The 22,635-nt window shown below is 49.0% G+C and carries 19 protein-coding genes and 1 other annotated feature; of the genes, 17 read left to right on the plus strand and 2 right to left on the minus strand.

Going from position 1 to position 22,635, the window contains the following annotated elements:
• Nucleotides 1-151: 151 nt before the first annotated feature.
• A complete protein-coding gene (gene msrC, locus LACPH_RS05785) occupies nt 152-631 on the minus strand; it encodes a free L-methionine (R)-S-oxide reductase MsrC (RefSeq protein WP_274784763.1) in 480 nt (159 codons plus the stop codon).
• 176 nt (nt 632-807) lie between these two features.
• On the opposite strand from msrC, the gene ezrA reads away from it, so the two are divergent.
• The 4 genes from ezrA to LACPH_RS05805 all read left to right on the plus strand — a co-directional run bounded on the left by ezrA (nt 808) and on the right by LACPH_RS05805 (nt 6,121).
• Nucleotides 808-2,511, plus strand: a complete 1,704-nt coding sequence (gene ezrA / locus LACPH_RS05790; protein ID WP_274784772.1) for a septation ring formation regulator EzrA — start codon at nt 808-810, stop codon at nt 2,509-2,511.
• 254 nt (nt 2,512-2,765) lie between these two features.
• A complete protein-coding gene (locus LACPH_RS05795) occupies nt 2,766-3,923 on the plus strand; it encodes a cysteine desulfurase family protein (RefSeq protein ID WP_274784764.1) in 1,158 nt (385 codons plus the stop codon).
• 16 nt (nt 3,924-3,939) lie between these two features.
• Nucleotides 3,940-5,157 (plus strand): tRNA uracil 4-sulfurtransferase ThiI, encoded by a 1,218-nt coding sequence (gene thiI, locus LACPH_RS05800; protein ID WP_274784765.1) that lies wholly within the window; start codon nt 3,940-3,942, stop codon nt 5,155-5,157.
• Nucleotides 5,158-5,452: 295 nt separating this feature from the next.
• Nucleotides 5,453-6,121 carry a redox-sensing transcriptional repressor Rex gene (locus LACPH_RS05805; RefSeq protein ID WP_274784766.1) on the plus strand — a complete coding sequence of 223 codons (669 nt, stop codon included), beginning with the start codon at nt 5,453-5,455 and terminating at the stop codon, nt 6,119-6,121.
• Between the two features lie 80 nt (nt 6,122-6,201).
• On the opposite strand, the gene LACPH_RS05810 is transcribed toward LACPH_RS05805, so the two are convergent.
• Nucleotides 6,202-7,659: an ISNCY family transposase gene (locus LACPH_RS05810; RefSeq protein WP_306386520.1), complete on the minus strand. Its 1,458-nt coding sequence runs from the start codon at nt 7,657-7,659 to the stop codon at nt 6,202-6,204.
• A gap of 152 nt (nt 7,660-7,811) precedes the next feature.
• Nucleotides 7,812-8,014: a binding site (T-box leader), on the plus strand.
• Between the two features lie 110 nt (nt 8,015-8,124).
• Between LACPH_RS05810 and LACPH_RS05815 the strand changes: the two genes are divergently transcribed.
• The 13 genes from LACPH_RS05815 (at nt 8,125) to cls (ending at nt 22,589) form a co-directional block, all read left to right on the plus strand.
• Nucleotides 8,125-10,797, plus strand: coding sequence for a valine--tRNA ligase (locus LACPH_RS05815; protein ID WP_370531191.1), 2,673 nt, complete (start codon nt 8,125-8,127; stop codon nt 10,795-10,797).
• A 483-nt stretch (nt 10,798-11,280) separates the two neighbouring features.
• On the plus strand, nt 11,281-12,567 hold the full coding sequence (locus tag LACPH_RS05820; RefSeq protein ID WP_274784774.1) for a bifunctional folylpolyglutamate synthase/dihydrofolate synthase: 1,287 nt from the start codon (nt 11,281-11,283) through the stop codon (nt 12,565-12,567).
• Entirely contained in the window at nt 12,564-13,208 is a 645-nt protein-coding gene (locus tag LACPH_RS05825) for an HAD family hydrolase (protein WP_087912047.1), read from the plus strand. The genes LACPH_RS05820 and LACPH_RS05825 overlap by 4 nt, the downstream gene beginning before the upstream one ends.
• A gap of 130 nt (nt 13,209-13,338) precedes the next feature.
• The gene (gene radC / locus LACPH_RS05830) at nt 13,339-14,007 is read left to right on the plus strand and encodes a RadC family protein (protein WP_274784775.1); all 669 of its coding nucleotides are present in this window, start codon (nt 13,339-13,341) and stop codon (nt 14,005-14,007) included.
• Between the two features lie 136 nt (nt 14,008-14,143).
• Nucleotides 14,144-15,145 carry a rod shape-determining protein gene (locus LACPH_RS05835; RefSeq protein WP_005684795.1) on the plus strand — a complete coding sequence of 334 codons (1,002 nt, stop codon included), beginning with the start codon at nt 14,144-14,146 and terminating at the stop codon, nt 15,143-15,145.
• Nucleotides 15,146-15,232: 87 nt separating this feature from the next.
• On the plus strand, nt 15,233-16,093 hold the full coding sequence (mreC, locus tag LACPH_RS05840; protein WP_010488695.1) for a rod shape-determining protein MreC: 861 nt from the start codon (nt 15,233-15,235) through the stop codon (nt 16,091-16,093).
• A gap of 3 nt (nt 16,094-16,096) precedes the next feature.
• Nucleotides 16,097-16,627 carry a rod shape-determining protein MreD gene (mreD, locus tag LACPH_RS05845; RefSeq protein WP_049169706.1) on the plus strand — a complete coding sequence of 177 codons (531 nt, stop codon included), beginning with the start codon at nt 16,097-16,099 and terminating at the stop codon, nt 16,625-16,627.
• Between the two features lie 14 nt (nt 16,628-16,641).
• Nucleotides 16,642-17,298 carry a septum site-determining protein MinC gene (locus LACPH_RS05850; protein WP_274784776.1) on the plus strand — a complete coding sequence of 219 codons (657 nt, stop codon included), beginning with the start codon at nt 16,642-16,644 and terminating at the stop codon, nt 17,296-17,298.
• Entirely contained in the window at nt 17,299-18,096 is a 798-nt protein-coding gene (gene minD / locus LACPH_RS05855) for a septum site-determining protein MinD (RefSeq protein ID WP_010488690.1), read from the plus strand. It begins immediately after the preceding gene.
• A gap of 620 nt (nt 18,097-18,716) precedes the next feature.
• Complete coding sequence (locus LACPH_RS05860) at nt 18,717-19,373, plus strand: amino acid ABC transporter permease (protein ID WP_274784777.1); 657 nt, start codon at nt 18,717-18,719, stop codon at nt 19,371-19,373.
• Nucleotides 19,374-19,385: 12 nt separating this feature from the next.
• Nucleotides 19,386-20,024, plus strand: a complete 639-nt coding sequence (locus LACPH_RS05865; RefSeq protein ID WP_087912050.1) for an amino acid ABC transporter ATP-binding protein — start codon at nt 19,386-19,388, stop codon at nt 20,022-20,024.
• Complete coding sequence (locus LACPH_RS05870) at nt 20,021-20,833, plus strand: amino acid ABC transporter substrate-binding protein (protein ID WP_274784778.1); 813 nt, start codon at nt 20,021-20,023, stop codon at nt 20,831-20,833. Before LACPH_RS05865 ends, LACPH_RS05870 begins: the two co-directional genes overlap by 4 nt.
• Nucleotides 20,834-21,155: 322 nt before the next feature.
• A complete protein-coding gene (gene cls, locus LACPH_RS05875; protein ID WP_274784779.1) occupies nt 21,156-22,589 on the plus strand; it encodes a cardiolipin synthase in 1,434 nt (477 codons plus the stop codon).
• The last annotated feature ends 46 nt before the right edge of the window (nt 22,590-22,635 follow it).

Raw genomic sequence — 22,635 nt, forward strand, 5'->3', positions numbered from 1 at the left:
AGCACACGGGCAGTCCTGCAAAGGTTCACCTTTGCAGCCGCGGTTACTACTGTCACCGGCTTAACGCCGAGGCAGGACTGGAGCCGACCATGCCGGCCGCTGCTGCATTATTTTACACGCGAGCTAGTATACCGTGTTTAACGCGGCAGTGTCAAGGTGTTCGGCCAATGTCTGCCCGAATTGTGTCGGCCAATGTCTGCCCGAATTGCGTCAGGATCTTTTCGTCTTCTTCGCTAAACCGATCGAATTTTGGCGAATCGATGTCCATGATGGCAACTGTTTTACCGTCAACGTTGATAGGAACCACAATTTCGGCATTGCTGGCGGAATCGCAGGCGATGTGACCGGCAAATTCGTGGACGTTCGCAACGCGGATGACGGATTGCTGCTGGAAGCTGGTGCCGACAACGCCTTTGCCCGGCTGAATGTGCATGCAGGCAACTTTGCCTTGGAAGGGTCCGAGGTCGAGCTGACCGGTTTTGGTATTAAAAAGGTAGAAACCGGCCCAGTTGAGGTCGGTCATGCTATCGTTTAGCAACGCGCTGGCATTAGCGAGTGCGGTAATAGGGTTGGTTTCGCCTGTGAGTAAGCCATCGAGTTGTTCGATAATGATGGGATCGAGAGTCGTCATTTGATCAGTCCTTTTAGGAATTTATGAAAAGCGGCATATAGGCCTTTTAACTGAAGGCTTTTTTTGCGATACTTGTAGCTAGGATATTCTCGTGTTTTGACACTTAACGGCATTTTAGCTGTGAAGCGGGCGAAATGCAATCAGAAAAGATAATCGGTAAAGCAGAGGGTGTAGGGATGATCTGGTTCTTTATTATCGTCGTGATTATAATTGTGGCCGCTGGCGGTGTCTGGTGGCTGCAGCATTATTTTCAGACTCGCATCAAGAACTTAGACGAAAAGGTCGAGGCGATTGATATTGGTGCGCTTTCGAGTCAAATCCGCAGCATTGAGCAACTGAAGCTAACCGGCGACAGCCTTGCGACGTTTGGCAAATGGGAGCGGGCGTTTGATCAATTAAACGATCATGACTTGGCAGATCTCCAGAAAATTTTGCTGGATTTGGAAGATCAGGTCAAACGATTCCGGTTTGATCACGCCTCTAAGATTGCCAAAGTGTTGGAAGCCAAAATCGAAACGGCCCGCCACCAATATGAACTGATTAGTGATGCCTTGCAGGATATTCGGCATGATGAGGCCGATAATCGGAGTAAAATGTTGCGGCTGCGGGATGATTATCAGGTTTCCCGCAAGACCATCCTTGCCAAAAGTTTTGTTTTCGGCGATGCCCAGCCGGCGTTGGAACAACGGCTGCAACAACTTGCCCAGTTATTCCAAAAAATCGACCAGATCAACAACGATGGCGATCACCAAACAGCCAAGGCAGAGATTAAGCAGTTGGCTGAACAAATGGACGAGTTAAAAAAGCAGGTCAAAGAATTGCCACCGCTGGTTAATGAACAGGTCAATGAGTTCCCCGGCCAGATTAATGAAATCCAACACGGTTATCGGCAATTAACCACCGCCCATTATGTTTTCACGGATGATATCCCAGGCATGGTGGCGGACGTCGAAGCAAAAATGAAAGACGCGAACGCCACATTGAAGTCGATTGACGTAGCTGCAACTGCTGCGGCTAATGCCGAAATCGAAGCCGAGATCGACAAGATGTATGCGATTATGGAAAAGGAAATGCAAGCCAAGAAGCGGGTTGACGCGGCCACCCCTGACTTGCGACGTTTCATTGATCATGCGTTGCGTCAGAATCGCGAGCTGCAAACTGAGCTGGAGCATCTGGATCAAAGCTATACCTTGAATCATCATGAAATCAAAACGGCTAAAAATCTAAAAATGCAACTCGACACGATTGATGCCAATTATACGAAAGACACTGATGCCATCGAGGCCGGCAAAGCGGTTTATTCTGATGTGATTGGCCGGTTTGATGCGACTAAAGAACAATTAACCGAAATTGAAAAGCACCAGGTTCAAATTAATCAAGATGTGGCCGGATTGAAGAAAGGCGAGATTGTTGCCAACAAGCAGGCAGAAAACTTTGAGCTTGATATGCGCAATATCAAACATGAAATTGTTCGCCACCACTTGCCGGGACTGCCTCAGGATTATGTAGATCAGGTAAAGCATGTCACCTCGGAAATCGAACAGCTGAATCACGATTTGAATCAAGTTAAAATCGATATGGATGCGATTGCGAAGTTCTTGATTAAAATTGCCAACGATATTGAAGCGTTGAAAAAGGCAACCAGTGCATTGATTGACGCTGCGGGTCTAACTGAAGAATTGATGCAGTATGCCAACCGCTACAAGACAACGGTTAAGCCGGTAGCCGATGCCGTGAAGCATGCCACGGAACTTTATTTGCATTTTGATTATCAGCAGGCTGCGGATACACTTGCCACGGCGCTGGAACAGACCGAGCAGGGGAGTTATCAGAAGGTTGAAGATGCTTATCTTGCACGGAAGAAGGCTTCATTATATTAGGAGTTATTGGGAAGCCAGTCTGATTGGGCTGGCTTTTGTTTTGGCGTGAGTGTTTTGGTGCGTTGGCGTGGGGAAAACGTGCTCACCAGCCCAGAAACCTGCGTGTAAGGACCTTGGACGCAATGGCCAAACCCGGGCCATCACGCCCAAGCCACTTACACTCCGGTTTCTAACCGGGCTGGTTCGCGCTCTTGAAACTTACTAACTTTTTGTCTATAATTCAACCCAGTCTAAATAACGGAAGGGGCCGGCTGATGATTTATTTTGATAATAGTGCGACGACTAAGATTTCGCCTGATGCATTGGCGACTTACAATAAGGTCAGCACGGATTTTTTTGGTAATCCGAGTAGTTTGCACGCGCTGGGGACGAAGGCTGATGAGGTTTTGCAGAGTTCACGGGCGCAGATTGCCAAGTTGATTGGGGCTAAGCCGGATGAAATTTATTTTACCAGTGGCGGCACGGAAGGCGATAACTGGGTGATTAAGGGAACGGCCATGGCGAAGCGTGAGTTTGGCCGGCACTTGATTACGACCAGTATCGAGCACCCAGCTGTGATGAATAGCATGAAACAACTTGAAAAGTTGGGCTTTGAAGTTACGTATCTGCCGGTTGATCACCGCGGTTTTATTCATATCGATGATTTGAAGGCCGCGATTCGGAAGGATACGATTCTGGTTTCAATCATGGCCGTGAATAATGAGATTGGCAGTATGCAGCCGATTGTTCAGGCCGCACGGGTTTTGGATGCTTATCCCAATATTCATTTCCACGTCGATGCGGTTCAGGCGGTTGGTAAGGGCTTGGATGCGGCTTTGCAGGATCCTCGGATTGATTTTCTCAGTTTTTCCGGGCACAAATTCCATGCGCCGCGCGGTACCGGGTTTATTTATGCTAAGGAAGGCCGCATGATCGATCCATTGCTGACTGGTGGTGGCCAGGAGCGTGATTGGCGTTCAGGAACCGAAAATGTGCCGGCGATTGCGGCGATGGCGAAGTCGTTGCGGTTGTTGTTAGCAAACGAAGACAACAATGTTGCCCAGCAGCAGGCGGTTCGCAAGCGTATTTACGATCATGTCAGCCAAAAGCCTAAGGTGACAATGTTTAGCCAGTTGACGCCGGATTTTGCCCCGCATGTTCTGTGTTTTGCTATCGCCGGGGTGCGCGGCGAAACGATTGTCCATGCGTTTGAAGATCATGCGATTTATATTTCGACAACTAGCGCCTGCTCAAGCAAAAAAGGCACAGAAAGCAGTACGCTGGCGGCGATGCATACTGATCCGAAAATTGCGACGTCGGCGATTCGGGTTAGCCTTGATGAAGCCAATACGCTAGCCGAGGCTGATGCGTTTAATGACGCATTTGACCAGATTTATGCGAAGTTTGCCAAGCTCGATAAGGCGACTGTCTAACTGAAAGGATTTTAAGATGCAATATTCAGAAATAATGGTTCGTTACGGCGAACTTTCGACCAAAGGCAAGAATCGCCAAGCTTTCATCGGGCGCCTGAATGGTAATGTGACGCGTGCGTTGCATGAGTTCCCTAAGCTGACGATTCGGCCAAAACGAGACCGGATGCATATCGAGTTGAATGGCGAACCCAGTGATCAGGTGATGGCACGGCTATCGCAGGTTTTTGGCATTCAGAATTTTTCCCCGAGCATTGCTGTTGAAAAAGATATGACCAAGGTGCATGAAGTGGCCTTGCAGCTGATGAACGAAACGGCACCTAAAGGCATTAGTTATAAGGTGAATACGCGGCGTAGTGATCATGACTTTGCCTTGGACACGAATGCGATGAATCTGGACCTCGGGGACTTTTTGACGGATAAACGGCCGGATCTAGTGGTTAAAATGCATCATCCTGATATGATTTTGCGTGTAGAAGTTCGGCGCGAGGCCATTTATCTGTCAACCAAGACCATTCAGGGTGCAGGTGGCTTGCCGGTCGGAACGGCTGGGCGTGCTGCCTTGATGCTTAGCGGCGGCATTGATTCGCCGGTGGCAGGTTATTATGCGTTGAAACGCGGTGTGGACATTGAAATGGTGCACTTTTTCAGTCCGCCTTATACCAGCCAACAGGCGTTAAATAAGGCCAAGCAGCTGACGGCTAAATTGACCCCGTATGTTGGGCGGATTTACTTTATTGAAGTGCCGTTTACCGAAATTCAAGAAGACGTCAAAGCAAAAGTTCCGGAAGGCTATCTGATGACGGTTCAACGCCGGATGATGTTGCGCCTCACCGAAGCAATTGCCAAGCAGCGTGGCGATCTAGCCATTTTCAACGGTGAATCGGTCGGCCAGGTAGCGTCACAAACGTTGGAGTCCATGGCGGCGATTAACGATGTGACGACCATGCCGATTATTCGACCGGTCGCGACGATGGACAAGAATGAAATCATTGCCGAAGCGGAAAAAATCGACACGTATGACTTGTCAATCATGCCGTTTGAGGATTGTTGCACGATTTTTGCGCCGCCATCCCCGAAGACCAAACCCAAGACCGATCGCGCGCGCTATTATGAAAGTAAACTGGATGTTGACGGGCTGATGACGCGTGCATTAGCCGGAATCAAGGTTCAGGAGATCAAGTCCTCGGATCAGTTTATGAATCAGGATCAGGACGTTATTGCAGAGTTGCTTTAAAGCTTGATGGCACCGGACGCAGATGGTAATGATTTTGTTGTCTCTGCCGCCCGGTGTTATTTTGTTGTCTAAAAGAAAAAGTTCACAAAAAATCTCATCATTTTAGCGGCGGCTTCGTGAAACTGCTTTCTGATGCTTATAGATGATGATCTCCTGCATCGTTGGCAACTGAGTCAACATGAAGCCCAAGCTGCTATTCGCCAATTTTTTGGCATGAAAAAGGTGGCTAAAATCGCTTACATCTGTTAAACTGAATATGTGAAATGTTTAACAAATACGTGCGGAGGTGTTCATCTTGGTCGTCAATAAACAAGCATTGTCGCAAGCAACGATTAAACGCATTCCGGTTTACTATCGAACGGTCAAAGCTTTACAACAATCAGGTGTCAAACGGGTGCGCTCGGATCGGTTAAGCAAGTTGGTGCACATTGCACCAGCCACCATTCGCCGCGATTTTTCTAATTTTGGCGACCTAGGCCGCAGCGGGTATGGCTATTCAGTTGATTTGCTTGCGGAAGTTTTTGGCGAGCTATTAGAGGTTCACTCCGAAGAGCAGATGCTGTTGGTAGGCTGTGGGAATCTGGGGCGGGCGCTGCTGACCAACAATTTTCGGCGTAATCCCGACTTATCCATTGTGATGGGCTTTGACACGGATCCCAGCTTGATCGGGACGACAATTGCCGGTATTCCGATTTATAACTTGGCGACCTTATCCGAAAAAGTCCGTCCAGGCATGCATACCGCGATTGTCTGCGTGCCGAGTTCTGCGCAGGCAGCAGTGATTAGCCAACTTGAAGCTAATGGCATAACGGCGATTTTGACCTTTGCACCCAAGCCCGTTCCCGCCCAACCCGGAACAACAATTCGCTATATTGATCTGACCAGTGAATTACAAGCGTTACTGTTTGTTGACCATCAAAACAAGCTAGCACAAGAACAAAAAGCACCTTTGAAGCAATCATGACGGCGTGTCAAGCGATTTTCGACTTTGACAGTAAATTCCATAAAACATGCGTCCGAAAACTGGACGCGAGATGATCCTAATTAGACTTGAATCGCTTGTGAATTCTTGTATGGATATCGTTCGGCGACCAACTGTTTAACCCTTGTCCTGTTAATGCCAAGAGAATCAAGGTAATCGCGATAGTTAGCGCGGCGCCACGGATGCGTGATTGCCGGGATTTTCTTGGTTCGTTTAGGAGTTGGTGCCGCAGCTGGCGTAAGATCGAATTTGGCTGACATGAACTGTTCTTTTGGCACACAGAAAAGGTCGTACACCTGGTCATCATCAGTGGTCATATAAAGTCTGCCCGTGAAGCTTTTGATGACTAAGACCTTTGTATGCGGGGGTAAATAAACCAATTCGCCATTCCGGTGTGGCAGATAGCGTTTGTTATCAAAGCGAACACAATGTCCGTGGCCGATGCTGCGTTCATTGGCAATGATCAAAATATTGTCAATTTCCTTGGGTGTTAGTTGCTTATCAAACACCGACATGCTACTTTTGATGGTAGATGCGAAGCGGTCATTGTAACGCTTGATAAAGCCGACCAAAAACCGATTGGCATCTGCGATTGTGGTGATGTTATGCAACCGCAGTTCACTTGTGAGCCGATCTTGAAAAGTCTCCAGAAGACGTTCTATGCGGCCTTTGGCTTGCGGAATACTGGTGACCGAAAGTTCTGTTCCAAGTGTCTGGCAGGCATAACCGAAACGTGTAAGAGGGTTCTCGGTCGAAGGTGAGCCCTCTTTTTTGTTGCTGTTAAACACGGTGCGCCGATCCGTTAGGAATTCTGCTGGAGCGCCATAATCGCGAAGGACTTGGGCAAACACATGATAATAGCCGCTGAGTGTTTCTTGTTTGGCAAAGTAGCCGCCGACAACGTTCCCGGACTGATCATCAATGGCTGCGTGTAAGGTGGTTTTTTGAGTACCAAACCAATACTCCCAGGAAGCATCCATTTGTACCTGTTCACCAGAATAATGTTTCCGAGGACGTTCTGGATGGGCTTTGATGTTTTCAACGACCTCGATGGCTGACAAGGTGGCTTCATCACGTTTGGATAGGAGCTTGGACTTCTTTTCTTTTTCTTTTAATTCACGCTTGACTCGGCGCTTGGTGGCTTTATGGGCTTTGGGTGAGAGAATGTGGTGGTGTCTGAATAAGAGCCGGAGTGAGGATTCGGAGATGGCGATTTGTTCGGCAGTGGTTAAGAACTCGTGAAAATGGGCGATGTTGAATCCGGCATACTTGTTGGTGTACAGACGAATAATCTGGCGTTCGAGTTGCGCGTTGCGTTTGTTGGCGGGCTCACGACCGGCATTGCCATGGATAAAGCCGTCTTTGCCTTGTTGCTTGTAAAGCTTGATCAATCGGTAGATGGTTCGTTCGGAGCGCTTGAGCTTAACGGCTGCGCGTTGCACGGAGGTCTTACCATTGACCACTGCTTTGATGACTCGGTAACGTTCTTCTTCTTTCATTGTTAAGACAACCTTCTTCATGTGATTCCTCCTAGATGTATCTTCTAAGAGGTTACAGTTTTTGTGACACTTTGGCTAACTGCTTACTTAAGACAATATCGCTTGCGGTCGACAAGCACCTTTGAAGCAATCATGACGGCGTTGACCCTGCCATGTCCGCGGGTTATAATGCATCTAATGCAATGATCAAGAGGGTCATGACCTTTTTTCCCAGCGACGAGATGGTTGGTGTGAATCTCGAAAAGGGGTCGTGATTGTAGCTTGTGAGCTGCCGTCCTGAAGTGAGTAGGGAACGGCCGGTGACAGCCGTTATCCTGAATTAAGTGGGGAAGTTATTCCCAATTTAGGTGGTACCGCGAGTGAAATCGTCCTAATTTTTATATAAATTAGGGCTTTTTTTGTGTGATCGTGAGCCGGCGAACGCGTTATAGGAAGCGCGAACCAACGCGGTCGACAAATTTGCATATTGCGGTCCTGAAAACCTGGATGGACAGAAAAATTTGTGAGGTGGAGCCAGTGAGTGATGAAACATTAGCACCAAAATATGATCATAAAGCGGTCGAAGCAGGCCGCTATCAGGAATGGCTGGACGAAGATGTTTTTAAACCAAGCGGCGATCCAAAAGCCAAGCCGTATTCGATTGTCATTCCGCCACCCAATGTAACCGGGAAGCTGCACATGGGCCATGCCTGGGATACAACCTTGCAGGACATTGTGATTCGCCAAAAGCGGATGCAAGGCTTCGATACGCTGTGGCTGCCGGGGATGGACCATGCCGGAATTGCCACGCAGGCGAAAGTTGAAGCCAAATTGCGCAAGGAAGGCATTAGTCGCTATGACTTAGGTCGTGAAAAGTTTGTCCAGAAGGTCTGGGAATGGAAAGATGAATTTGCCAAAACCATTCATGGTCAGTGGGCAAAGATGGGCTTGTCATTGGATTACAGCCGTGAGCGGTTCACCTTGGATAAAGGCTTGAACGAAGCCGTTCGCAAGGTGTTTGTCGAACTCTACAAACAAGGCCTGATTTACCGCGGTGAATATATCGTTAACTGGGATCCGCAAGCCCGCACGGCATTGTCCGATATCGAAGTCATTCATAAAGACGATAAAGGCGCGTTTTACCACGTTAAGTATCCGTTTGCCGATGGTAGCGGGTATATCGAAATCGCCACGACCCGTCCGGAAACCATGATGGGCGATACTGCGGTGGCCGTTCATCCCGGCGATAAGCGTTACAAAGATATGGTTGGCAAGGAATTGATTTTGCCGCTTGCTAACCGCAAAATTCCAATCATTGAGGATGCCTACGTTGATCCCGACTTCGGAACCGGGGCCGTTAAAATCACCCCAGCGCACGATCCTAACGACTTTCAGGTTGGCAATCGCCATGATCTGAAGCGCATCAATACCATGAATGACGACGGCACGATGAATGAAAATGCCGGCAAATACAATGGGATGGATCGTTTCGAAGCCCGTAAAGCCATGGTGGCGGATTTGGATAAGGAAGGCCTATTACTTAAAGTCGAACCGATTGTGCATAGTGTTGGTCACAGCGAGCGGACCGGCGTTCAAGTCGAAGCCCGTTTGTCAACGCAGTGGTTTGTCAAAATGAAGCCGCTCGCCGAAGCAGCCATCAAGGCGCAACAGGAAAGCGACAAGAAAGTAACCTTTGTTCCGGAGCGCTTTGAGCACACTTATTTGCAATGGATGGAAAATATTCACGATTGGGTCATTTCCCGGCAATTATGGTGGGGCCATCAGATTCCGGCTTGGTACAACAAGCACACCGGTGAAACTTACGTCGGTATGGAAGCGCCGAAAGATATTGAAAATTGGCAACAGGATCCTGATGTGCTGGACACGTGGTTTTCCAGTGCTTTGTGGCCATTTTCCACGATGGGGTGGCCGAATACCGATGCGCCGGATTATAAGCGGTATTATCCGACGAACACCTTGGTCACCGGCTACGATATTATTCCATTTTGGGTTGCCCGCATGATCTTCCAAGGATTGCACTTTACTGGTGAGCGGCCATTCCAATACACGCTGATTCACGGCCTGATGCGGGACGAACAAGGCCGCAAGATGAGCAAGTCGCTAGGAAACGGGATTGATCCGATGGACGTCATTGAAAAATATGGCGCCGATGCTTTGCGGTGGTTCCTGATCACAGGTAATAAGCCGGGACAGGATACCCGGTTTAGTTACAAACAGGTTGAAGCTGCCTGGAATTTCATCAACAAGATTTGGAATATTTCACGCTTCGTGATGATGAATCTAGGCGATCTGGACAAGCCGCAGCAGCCTGATCCAAGTACATTCGACTTATCCGATAAGTGGCTGTTTTCGCAATTAAATGAAACCATCAAGCAGGTTACCGATCTGTCTGAACGCTTTGAATTCGGTGAAATGGGTCGAACTCTGTACAACTTTACCTGGAATGTCTTTGCGGACTGGTATGTTGAAATGAGCAAGGAAGTTCTGTACGGCGACGATGAAAAGGCTAAGGCAGCTAAACGGGTTAATTTGGCTTATGCCCTTGATCAAATTCTGCGGCTTTTGCACCCGGTGATGCCGTTTGTGACCGAGAAGTTGTGGTTGGCTTTGCCGCACACTGGCAAATCAATCGTGACTGCCAGTTATCCGGTTGAAAATACTGCGTTTGAAAATGCCGACGCAACCAGTGCGATGGATGCCATTATTGCGCTTATTCGCGGCGTTCGCAGTATTCGTAAAGAAGCAGGCGCACCGCTTAAGACTAAGGTTGATATTATCGTGAAGTTAACGGATCCTGCTTTGAAGCCGATTTTTGACCAGAACTTCGATTTCATCGATCGTTTTGTCAACAGCAAGGAATTCACCGTCGGAACCGATGTAGCAGAGCCGAAAATGGCTGGCAGCGCCGTCATTACTGGAGCAACGATTTTTGTTCCGCTCAATGAATTAGTCGATCTGGACGAAGAAAAGGCCAAGTTAACCAAAGATGCCAAGAAGCTTGAACAGGAAATTGCCCGAATTGACAAGAAACTCAACAATCAAGGCTTCCTGTCCAAAGCGCCTGAAGCGGTCGTCGCCGAACAGCGCACCAAGCGCAGCGACTTCGCCGACCAACTCAGCAGCACCCAGCAGCGGCTTGAGCAGTTGCAGCAGGCATAAGAGATCGAAGCCCGGTCTTGCGGGTAAAATGTTCGTCCGTCAACCTCAAGCGGTGTGGGTGACATAGCTTAACTAGATTTCCGAGAGGCTGGGTCATAATCTATAGCCACAATACAGAAGCGGACATACTCCAACTATAACTGGAGTATGTCCGCTTCTAGTTTTCCTAGGAGAATTCGTTGGATTATTAAGACGTTAGTGCCAAAGCGGAGCAATCGGAGGCCAGATGGGGCTCAGCTATGCCCTCCGCTCTAGCTTCGCGTCGCCACCCCATCTGGCCGGAGATTGCGGAGTTTGGCACGGTGACAGAATAATTGCCTAAGATTTTTTACAATACGTGTAAATCCGTGTATTCACCATGAATCGAGCAAAATTTCTGTTGTCTGTAAACTAGCCGACCAGCATTTTCTGGTATGATTAAGCCATATTGAGGCGCTGCAGAGGCGGTGTCTGAATGGATGTCACGATTGAAGGAAGTTAACGATGAACTACTCTGAAAGTGTTGCTTATATTCATTCTTTTCCGCGTTTAGCCAAAACCGGCGATCATCGTCGTATTTTGACATTGTTGCATGCGCTCGGCGACCCGCAGGAAAAAGGTCACTATATCCACATTACCGGCACGAACGGGAAAGGATCGACGGCTAATGCCATTGCGCACGTGCTGGAAGCGAGCGGATTAGAAGTGGGGTTGTTTACCTCGCCATTTATTATGCGCTTTAATGAGCGCATGATGATTGACCATGTGCCGATCCCCGATGATGAACTGGTACAGGCGGTTGCGGTCGCCCAGGCAGCACTTGATGACTTGCGCATCACTCAGCCTGACTTTAATGTGACCGAGTTTGAATTTGTCACCGCCTTGGCTTTTTGGTATTTTCGTCAGCGCCGCGTTGATGTAGCAGTTATCGAAGTCGGCATTGGTGGAGATACCGATTCAACCAATGTCATCACGCCGGTTGTGAGTGTGTTGACGGAGGTGGCGCTGGATCACCAGAAATTGTTAGGGGATACCATCACGGCGATTGCGACGCATAAGGCTGGCATTATCAAGCCCGGAGTTCCGGTCGTTACCGGTGACTTGGTACCCGAAGCAGCGGCAGTGGTAGCGGTCAAAATACAATCCACCGGCAGTCAGTGGTTTCGCTTCGGTCGGGATTTCACTGTTCCCAAAGCCAAGCTGCACGGCTGGGGACAGCGGTTGACGTACCAGGATGAAGACGGATCGTTAGCGGATCTGACCGTACCATTAGTCGGTGACTATCAACAGCGCAATATGGCGATTGCGATTAAAACCGCTAAAATTTATGCACAGGTAACCCATTGGCCATTAACGGCGCGCGATATTCGCCAAGGACTTGCGGCCAGTCGCTGGCCGGCGCGGCTTGAGAAGATTAGCGATTCGCCGTTTATTGTTCTGGATGGTGCGCATAATCCGGACGGTATCAAGGGTTTGGTCGTCGCGTTGCATGAACTGTTTTCCGGACCGGTTACGGTGATTGCCGGTATTTTGGCCGATAAGGATTATGCATCGATGGCAGATATGCTGACACGGGCATTTGCGACTGTTTACCTCGTGCCAGTGCCGGGGACGCCACGTGCATTACCTGAAGCCGGGTACCAAAGGCTTCATGAAGGACAGTTAAAAGACTCATGGCAGGCGGCATTGGCAGCCAGCTTGGATAATGACCCGGAACAACCGATTGTGATCACTGGGTCCTTGTATCTTGCTGCTGCCGTGCGTCAAACTTTATTGGAGGGAAAGTCATGACAACAACCGTGATTTTTGATCTGGACGGAACCTTGGTTGATACCGAAGCAATTTATCTTCAAAGCAACGTGCGCGCCGCAGCTGAGTTGGGATTGAAGCGAACCGAAGATGATTTTCGCCCGTTAGTCGGTTCGGCGGGGCCAAACGAAGCCAAGATTATTGCAGATCTTGTGGGGTCGGAAAATGCTGCGTGGTTTCAAGAATTTTCGACCAAGGATGTGTTGGATCGGATTCGCAATGGTGCCGATTTTGTGTTGCCAGGAGCTGATGAAGCCTTGAGAACGCTGCAGGCTGCTCGTTATCGGCTGGCATTGGCAACTAGTAGCGCTCAACATTATGTTGATGTGGTTTTGGCAGCAGCCGGTTGGCAAGACTGGTTTGACCCGATTTTGACCGGCAGTGATGTCGAGGCGCATAAGCCGGATCCCGAAGTGTATCAGGTCATGAAAAGGCATTTAGGCGCTGGCCCGGCGATCGTCATCGAAGACACGCACGTCGGGGTGGCGGCCGCAGAGGGAGCTGGCCTGCCTGTGGTCATGATTCCCGGTATTGCCCAGCAACCGGATGAGAAAGCGACCGCTATTTTATCATCTATCACCGAACTGCCGGACTGGCTGCAAAAGCATGGCACATTTGCGTAATCTTCCTAGTGAGTCATGAATTGGCTCAAAATCGCAGCGCGCAACCAGGACATTCAATCAGCATCAGCTCGAAACGCAATATGCGACTTGAACTGATGCGACCTGTACGTGTGCTACCAGGGGGAAAACGATGGCAGATGCAACTGAACAACCGCGTGAACGGTTATTGGCGCACGGACCGGCAGCACTGACAGATGCGGAATTGCTGCAACTGATTGTGCGGGCGGGAAACCAGCATTATCCGGTCAAAGAAATCGTGAGTGAGGTGTTGGCAACTTATCCGGCATTACAAGGTTTGGCGGAAGGTGATGGTGACTCACTGGATCACATTCGCGGCTTAGGTGCGGCCAAACGCGCCAGTATTTTGGCTGGTGTGGAACTGGGTCGCCGCGTCATGCGCCGACAATCCTTGCGTTATGGGCAGATTAAAAATAGCGAACAGTTGGGTAAGACCATGGTTTCGCGTTTTGCCGGTGCTAATCAGGAGTCCATGCTGATTTTGTTTTTAGATGTCAAAAATCAGATTATTACCGAGCAAACTGTGGCGATTGGTACGGTCGATTCCGCATTGGCCGATCCGCGGGTGGTATTTCGTGAAGCATTAAAGTTGAGTGCTACAAATCTCATTATGGTTCACAATCATCCCAGTGGCGATCCGGCGCCGAGTCAGGCAGATCGTGACACGACAACGCGTTTCCAGTTGGCAGCGGCGTTGCTAGGGATGAATTTGCTGGATCATTTGATTATCGGCGGGAAGGCGTTTTATTCTTTTGCCCGAGACGATCCTGACTTTAATTAATTCAAGAAAATTGTAAGGTTTTTTGAAATTGGGGGTAAGGTGCCAAAATCAGGCGGTTTCACATTTTGTCACAGAAATAAATATGCTATAATGCATGGAGTTAATACGAAATGAGTCAGCATAAGGAGAGAACGTCTTGTTTGGATTTGGATCAAAGAATATCGGGATCGATCTTGGCACCGCAAATACCTTAGTTTACGTCGACGGCAAGGGCATTGTCTTAAATGAGCCTTCCGTGGTCGCGAAGAATACCCAGACGGAAGAAGTCATTGCCGTTGGTGAAGAAGCCCGCGACATGATCGGTCGTACCCCGACCAATATCGTGGCGATCCGACCAATGAAAGATGGGGTCATCGCTGACTACGACACAACTGCGGCCATGTTGAAATACTTCATGCAAAAAGCATTGGGTAATGGCAGCCATCCGCAGGTGATGATTTGCGTACCAAGTGGGGTTACCGAAGTTGAAAAGCGTGCCGTCATTGATGCGGCTAAAGTAGCTGGTGCACGGGATGCGTTTGTGATTGAAGAACCATACGCCGCGGCGATCGGTGCCGGCTTGCCGGTTATGGACCCGACAGGCAGTATGGTCGTTGATATCGGTGGCGGCACAACCGATGTTGCCACGATTTCATTAGGCGGCATCGTTTCGAGTCGCTCCATTCGGGTGGCTGGCGATAAGTTTGACGAAGCCATTATCAATCATTTGCGACAGAATTTTAATTTATTAATCGGCGAACGAACCGCTGAAGCGATGAAAATTCAAATCGGGTCGGCATCGGTTGAAAAAGCCGCTGACATTGACGGGATGACCGTTCGCGGCCGCGATTTGTTAAGTGGTCTGCCTAAGACGATTGACATTTCGGCGACGGACATTGCCTCGGCGATTCATGAAAATGTGCTTGACATCATCACGGCTATTAAAGAGACGCTGGAAGAAACGTCTCCGGAAATTGCGGCTGATGTGATTGATCACGGTATTGTGCTAACTGGTGGCGGGGCGCTTTTGAAGCATCTGCCGGATGTCATTTCCGATGAAACCAAAGTACCGGTTTTCATCGCGCAAGACCCGCTGGATTGCGTTGCGATCGGAACTGGCGAATCGTTGAAGAATATTGACGTTTTAAAGAAACGTTAACAGCCCATAAATGAAGATGGTTTGCGTGTGGCAAGAGGCTGGGATGAAGGATCCTGGCCTCTTTTCGCGAGTGTGACGGAGGAACCAATGCAGAAATTCTTTTCCAATAAAAAATTGATCGCCCTCATGATCGCTTTGCTGGTCAGTATTGGTCTGGTCGCTGGGTCGATTTATGCGAGCAATAATCGCAACACCCCGCCGTTTATTCAGCGGATTGCCAATGATGTTGTTGGCATCGGTGGCCGGTTGGTTGCCTTACCAGGGGATTTTGCCCGCAACGGGTTGGATGACGTGCATAGCCTGATGGATACGTTCCAGGAGAATCAACACCTGAAACAACAGCTAGATAGTCTGGCCCAGACCAAAGTACAGGTTCAAACCCTGAAACGCGAAAACAAACAGCTGAAACAACAGTTGAAATTGAACGGTACTTTGACTGATTACTCGCAGATCAGCGCCGCCGTTATTTTGCGAACACCGAGTGATTGGCGGAACATGGTGGTGATTAATCAAGGCAGCGCGGCAGGGGTTAAAAAAGGCATGCCGGTGATGGCCGGATCCGGATTGGTCGGGCGGATCGTTGAAGTCAATCGAACCAGTTCAAAAGTCGAAATGCTATCGACTGCCAATAAGTCCAGTGATCGCGTCGCTGCCGCCGTTGAAACGAGTGAGGATAAAGAAGTTAACGGGATCATCACTGGCTATGACGAAAAGTCGGGTGACTTGGTTCTTGGCGAACTGAACAGCGAGCATGCGATTAAAAAAGGCGATAAAGTCGTGACCAGCGGCTTGGGCGGCATGACCCCTAAAGGCTTGCTTATCGGAGAAGTCACTAGTGTTAAAAAAGATGACTATGGGCTTGCCAATACCGTTTATCTGTCACCGGCTGCGAATCTCAATGATGTAACGGTTGTGACGGTCATTTCGCGGACAATCAAGGGTGACTGATATATGTTGAACGAAAAACACTTTACAGGGCATTGGTGGATTATTTCAATCCTGCTTTTGCTGTTATTAATTGATGGCAGTCTGGCATCCGTATTAGCCCAGTGGATTATGCGGCCGAGTTTTATGGGTACGCCGCAGCTGACTTTGTTAGGCTTGGTTATGGTGACCCTGCTAGTTCCGGAAGAGAAGTACACGACCTGGATTGCCGCTTTGATCGGGTTGATTTTTGACAGTTTTTACACCGGCATATTAGGCGTCAATGCTTTATTGTTCGCGTTAGTGATTTATATCGTGCGTCAGATTCGGCCGTACATTCCGCACACCGCGGTTTTTGTCGGGATGGTGTATATCATTGCGCTGCTGCTGTATGGTGTCGCCAATTATTTTGTGAATCATTTTATTGGCTATGGTAGTTCCAGTGTGGTGATGCTGATTGCCAATCATTTGGGGCCGGGGTTGACGGTCAACCTGATTCTTTTCGTCATTGTGTATGGTCCATTGCATCGGGTATTGATTAACTTAGCGGAAGAATAGTTTGGGGTGATGATGTGGACAGTGTGGTCTTAAAAGGTCGAAATGACAGTCTGGCACTGCAGCTTCAAGATACGGCGGATTTTATGCAGATCATCGGGACGCTGAAAACGTTACTGGGAAAGTTGTATGAAGAAACGCCGACTGGTGAAGTCAGTTATCGCCTGGAAACCGGTAATCGTTTGTTGACTGAAGAGCAGCTTACCCAAATTCAATCGGTTTTCGCCGATTATCCGCGTTTTTCAATCAACGGCATTACCAGTGCGGTCGTTGACAAAGATGTGGTGGCAGATATGGTCACGGCCAAAATGACGCATCGTATTGGTGGGGTGATTCGGTCTGGCCAAACGATTGATATCATGGGTGATGTGCTGTTCTTGGGCGATCTGCATGCCGGTGCGACCTTATGTGCTTCCGGGAATGTTTTTGTGATGGGTAAGGTCAGCGGCGTGGTGCAGGCTGGCAGCCAAGGGGATACGCGCGCCGTTGTGGTTGGCGATCTTGAAGGGGCCAGCCAGGTGCGGATTGCCGATGTGATCGAGATTGTCGCTGATCACTATGATCCGCTCAAGCCAGTCGCTTATTTAAGTGAGTTACATACAATGACACACGCCAAAATGGCTGAACTGGCGAATCTTCGGCCGCGATTATTCAAGCAAATGGAGGCAATGTAGATGGGTACAGCGTTAGTGGTTACTTCCGGTAAAGGTGGTGTTGGTAAAACGACCACCTCGGCCAACATCGGCACCGCATTGGCTTTGCAGGGCAAGCGGGTGGTTTTATTGGACCTTGATATTGGCTTGCGTAATTTGGACGTGGTCATGGGGCTATCTAATCGGATTATTTATGACATTGTCGATGTCGCAACCGGCCGGGCTAAATTGCATCAAGCCTTGATCAAAGACAAACGCTTTGATGACCTTTTATACTTATTGCCAGCGGCGCAAAATGCTGAAAAGGATGCCATAGAGCCCGAGCAGGTTGTCGAAATTGTTGAACAGTTGCGGCCGGATTTTGACTATATCATTCTTGATTCGCCTGCCGGTATTGAGCAAGGCTTTCGCAATGCGACGGGTGCTGCCGATGGGGCGATTGTGGTGACCACACCGGAAATTTCGGCAGTCAGTGATGCCGATCGGGTGGTTGGTTTGCTTGAACAGCGGGATATGCCGCTGAAACCGCGATTGATCATCAACCGTATTCGGCAAAATATGCTGGCAGATGGCCGCTCGATGGACATTGACGAAATCACCAGTCATCTGGGACTCGATTTGCTGGGCATTATCGTTGATGATGACGGTGTGATTGAGAGCTCAAACAAAGGTGAAGCGATTGTGATGGATCCGGATGATTTGGCCAGCAAAGGTTACCGCAATATTGCCCGGCGACTGTTGGGCGACAGCGTGCCGTTAATGGACATTCGCCTTAAAAAGCAAGGCTTCTGGTCAAAACTTTTTCATCGGCATAACTAATTAAGCCACACGGTGTGGTGCGTCGACGTTGGAATTCGGCCATCAGTTTTCCGACGAAAAGCTGCACGAATTTTTAGGAATAGTTGACTTTCGATGATTTTCGGTGTAATTTAGTGACAATTCATTAAAGCGTTGAGTGGAATCGATGAGCGGTCATGATTTTAAGCGAGTCCGGGTTGATGGGAACCGGGCAGTCATCCGTTGATCACACATCCATGAGTGGGCGATTGAACCTTAGTAGGTCGTCTCGGTTGGGCTCGTTATCGCCGTGGTTGAAATAACTACATGAGACTGATTGTGTGAGCAATTGGTAAATCTGAGGTGGAACCGCGGTTTAGGCCGTCCTCTTACAGCAGCTTGCTGTAAGAGGATTTTTTTATGACTGCGATTTCGAATGATGATTATGAAGTTGATTTCAACCACATGAGGTCGACTGTGTGAACAGTCGGCAAATTGAGGTGGTACCGCGCAAAAAGCGTCCTCTTGCTTGATGCAAGAGGACGCTTTTTTTGCATTATCAGTCGGTCACCGGTTGCGGCCCGCCAACCACAAAACGCGTTTAATAAAATGAACAGAAACCATGGCAGTAAAGTTGTCACGGATTTGAAGGAGGAAGCACCATGACTTATATTTTTCAGATTTTACCGGCCTTATTATCTGGTGTGAAAATGACTTTGGGGATTTTTGCCATCACGTTGATTGGCGCCATTCCACTTGGCTTGATTTTATCAGTGGGACTGATTCCCAAACCTAAATCGATTCTGGGCAAGGCAGGAAAGGGTCTTTTGGAAGGTTACGTTTGGGTCTTTCGGGGCACGCCATTATTGTTGCAATTGATGTTTATCTTTTATGGCTTACCGATTGTCGGGATTGTTTTTGATCGATTCTCGGCGGCTTTAGTTGCCTTTATTCTAAATTACGCTGCCTACTTCGCGGAAATCTTCCGTGGCGGCTTTGGGGCCGTTGATGAAGGCCAATTTGAAGCTAGCACCGTTTTAAACATGACGCGCTGGCAGGCATTGCGGTATGTCGTTATTCCGCAAGTCGTTAAAATCGTGTTGCCGTCCATCGGTAACGAAGTCATCAACCTCGTGAAGGATTCCAGCCTGGTCTATGTCATCGGCTTAGGCGATCTGCTGCGGGCCGGGAATATTGCCAGTGCCCGCGATGTCACCTTGTTGCCGCTTGTGCTGGTCGGGGTCATTTACCTGTTGCTGACGCTGATCCTGACGTTCCTGCAAAAACGGATCGAAGCAGCATTTTCATACTATCGCTAGGAGGCGTCGAACATGTTAGAACTGAAAAATATCAACAAATCTTTTAACGGCCGACCGGTTTTGAAAAATGTCACAGTGACCATTGAAGATGGTAAAACCCTAGCGATCGTTGGTCCCAGCGGTGCCGGGAAAACAACTTTGCTGCGGATTATCAGCGGACTGGAACAGGCTGATTCAGGTACCATGATCTGGAACGGCGAGCCGACAACCGCGCAGGCCATGCGTAAACAAGGGATCATCGGTGTTGTGTTTCAGAACTTCGAACTTTTTCCGAATTTGTCTGTGATGCGGAATATCACGCTGGCACCAACATTGCAAGGAATCGATCAACAGCAGGCAGATGCGACTGCCAAGAAATTACTGGATCAATTGGCGTTAAGCGATCAGGCTCAGGCATATCCGTATTCACTTTCCGGTGGGCAAAAACAACGGGTCGCGATCGCGCGGGCGTTGGCGTTGAATCCACAAATTCTTTTGTATGATGAACCGACCAGCGCACTGGATCCGTTGTTGCGGGAGAACGTGGCTGAGATGGTTAATCAGTTTAAGGCTTCCGGGATGACGCAGGTCGTGGTGACCCATGATATGGACTTTGCCAAGAGTGTTGCGGACACGACTTATCACGTTGGCAAAGGCGGTGATGGCCAATGAAACGGCGAATTTTATTAGCCGTCATGGTCATTTTGGCCATGGCAGGCTTTATCATTAGCGGCTGTGCGCGCGAAACCGTCAGCAATTCCTGGCCGCGGATTGAGCGCACTAAAAAAGTCGTCATCGGCTTGGACGATACGTTCGTTCCGATGGGCTTTCGCCAAAAGAACGGTCAGCTGGCCGGATATGACATTGATTTGGCAAAGGCCGTCTTTAAGCGCTATGGCATCAAAGCTGATTTTCAGACAATTGACTGGTCCATGAAAGAAACCGAACTGAAAAATCAAACCATTGACTTAATTTGGAACGGCTATTCGGTCACGCCGGAACGCAAAGAAAAGGTCGCCTTTTCCGATAACTACCTGATTAACCACCAGATTCTGGTTACCAAAACCAAGAGTCAGATCAACTCGTTGCAGGATATGAAAGGGAAAACCCTAGGCGTGCAGACGGGATCAAGTGGTGCGTTTGACCTGGACGCGCAACCGAAGATTCTAAAGAACATGATTGCCAACAAAACCCCAATTCTTTACGATACGTTCAATGATGCCTTTATTGATTTAGACGCGGGGCGGATTCAGGGGATTTTGATGGATGAGGTTTATGCGCGTTATTACATTGCCCACAAAGCGGACCCGTCAAGCTATCACATTGTTAACGATCCGTTTCCGCCAGAAGATTTTGCTGTGGGGATGCGTAAATCCGACCATGTCTTGCGCGGCAAAATTAATGCCGGCTTGAAGGCATTGAAGGCTGATGGCACCATCGCAAAACTGCAAAAGAAGTGGTTCGGTAAAGTTGAAGAGTGAGTGGCGAGTGCGGTCGGATGAGTTTTGGGTAGTAACATGTCATCACTGATCAATCATTTATAAACGCTGAGAGTTATGCTGTGGCAGGCACTGATTCATCTTACCGTAGCATTTCCCCTAGCGTTTTTATTGTCAGAGGATGTGGGTACGGCACCAATCTTTAGAAAGAAAACGGAGCGAGAATGAGCCGTCGTTACGTCAGTACCACTGGACTTTTACGCTGCCTTGTCGGTAAAGTAAAGTATAATCATTGCCATGCGATTGGCTGACAAGCAGTCTGATATGGCATCTTGTAGCGTGAATCTGGCGAGGAGGCAAGTTTATGTGGCTTGGGCTGATTTTTGGCGGGCTTTATCTTGTGAATGCGTTGATTGCGATTGTGACGGTTTTTCGCTCGCATCGTGACATCTCTGCAGTATGGGCGTGGCTGTTGGTATTGATGCTGCTGCCGTTTGTGGGTTTTATCATTTATTTTGTGTTTGGCCGTAAGCTGCGGGCTAATCGCATGCAAGACTTGATGACGCAACGACTTTTAGGCATCAATGACTTGGTCGTTCAGCAGCAAAAAGCACTTGCAGCCGGCCAGCCGTTAATTGGCACCCCTGGTAGCGGCGGCGTTTCTGAGCTGGTTCGCACGTTACTGCGGGCCGATGATGCTTTGGTGACCACCCATAATGAGGTTCAGGTTTTGGCGTTACGCGAAGCTTTTTTCAAGCAACTGTTTGAAGACATCGGGTTAGCGACCGAGCACATTCATATTGAAGCTTACACGATTCAGCCGGATGCAGTGGGCCGGCAGTTACGGGATTTATTAATTGAAAAGGCGCATGCCGGTGTTACCGTACGCGTTTTGTACGACACTTTTGGTTCTCATGGCTTGCCGATCAGTTTCTGGAAAGGATTGACGGATGCCGGTGGCCAGGTCGAGCGGTTTGTCGCGACGAAACTTGGGCGGTGGAACCCCCGGATTAATTTTCGGAACCATCGTAAGCTGATTGTCATTGATGGACATCTAGCCTATTTGGGCGGCTTTAATTTAGGTAAGGAGCATCACGGCTTGCCTACGTTGCGTGATACCCAGCTCCGGATTCAAGGCAAGGCGGTCGCTGTGATTCAAGCGCGTTTCCTGATGGATTGGAATGGGACCAGCAGAAAGCAACAGGTTAAAGATGTTGATGTTCTTTTCCGCGAACCGGTTGTCACCGGCAATACAACGATGCAAGTGGTTGCCGGAGGACCGGAGCAGCAGGTTGAAGCGATTAAACTGGGCTATCTGGGTCTCATCAATCAGGCTAAGCGCAGTATCTGGATCGAGTCGCCGTATTTCGTGCCGGATGACAGTTTACTGGATGCCTTGACAATCGCGGCCAACGCCGGTGTCGATGTCCGCGTTATGATTCCCAAGAAAACCAATCAGGAACTGATGGCCAAAGCTTCGCAGTTTTACCTGAATCAAGTCGTGGCTAATGGTGGTCAGGCGTTCTTGTATGAGGAAGGTTTCCTGCATGCCAAAACCATTGTGGTCGATGGTAAATACGTTTCTACCGGAACCGCCAACTTTGACATTCGCTCCTTTAAGTTAAACTTTGAAATTGCCGCGTTCATTTATGATCACCGGATCGGTAAAACGTTTCAGAAACTTTTCCTTGCCGACATGGAGCGGGCAATGCCGTATACGCAAAAGGTTATCGATGCCAAAAAACGGCCTGCTCGACTGGGGGAGGAACTCTCGCGGTTGTTGGCCCCGATTCTGTGACACAACCGGTGCGAGCACAAGAAAAAAGGCCTAGCGACAGACGAAT

Source organism: Lacticaseibacillus parahuelsenbergensis (assembly GCF_030770265.1).
Taxonomy (GTDB): domain Bacteria; phylum Bacillota; class Bacilli; order Lactobacillales; family Lactobacillaceae; genus Lacticaseibacillus; species Lacticaseibacillus casei.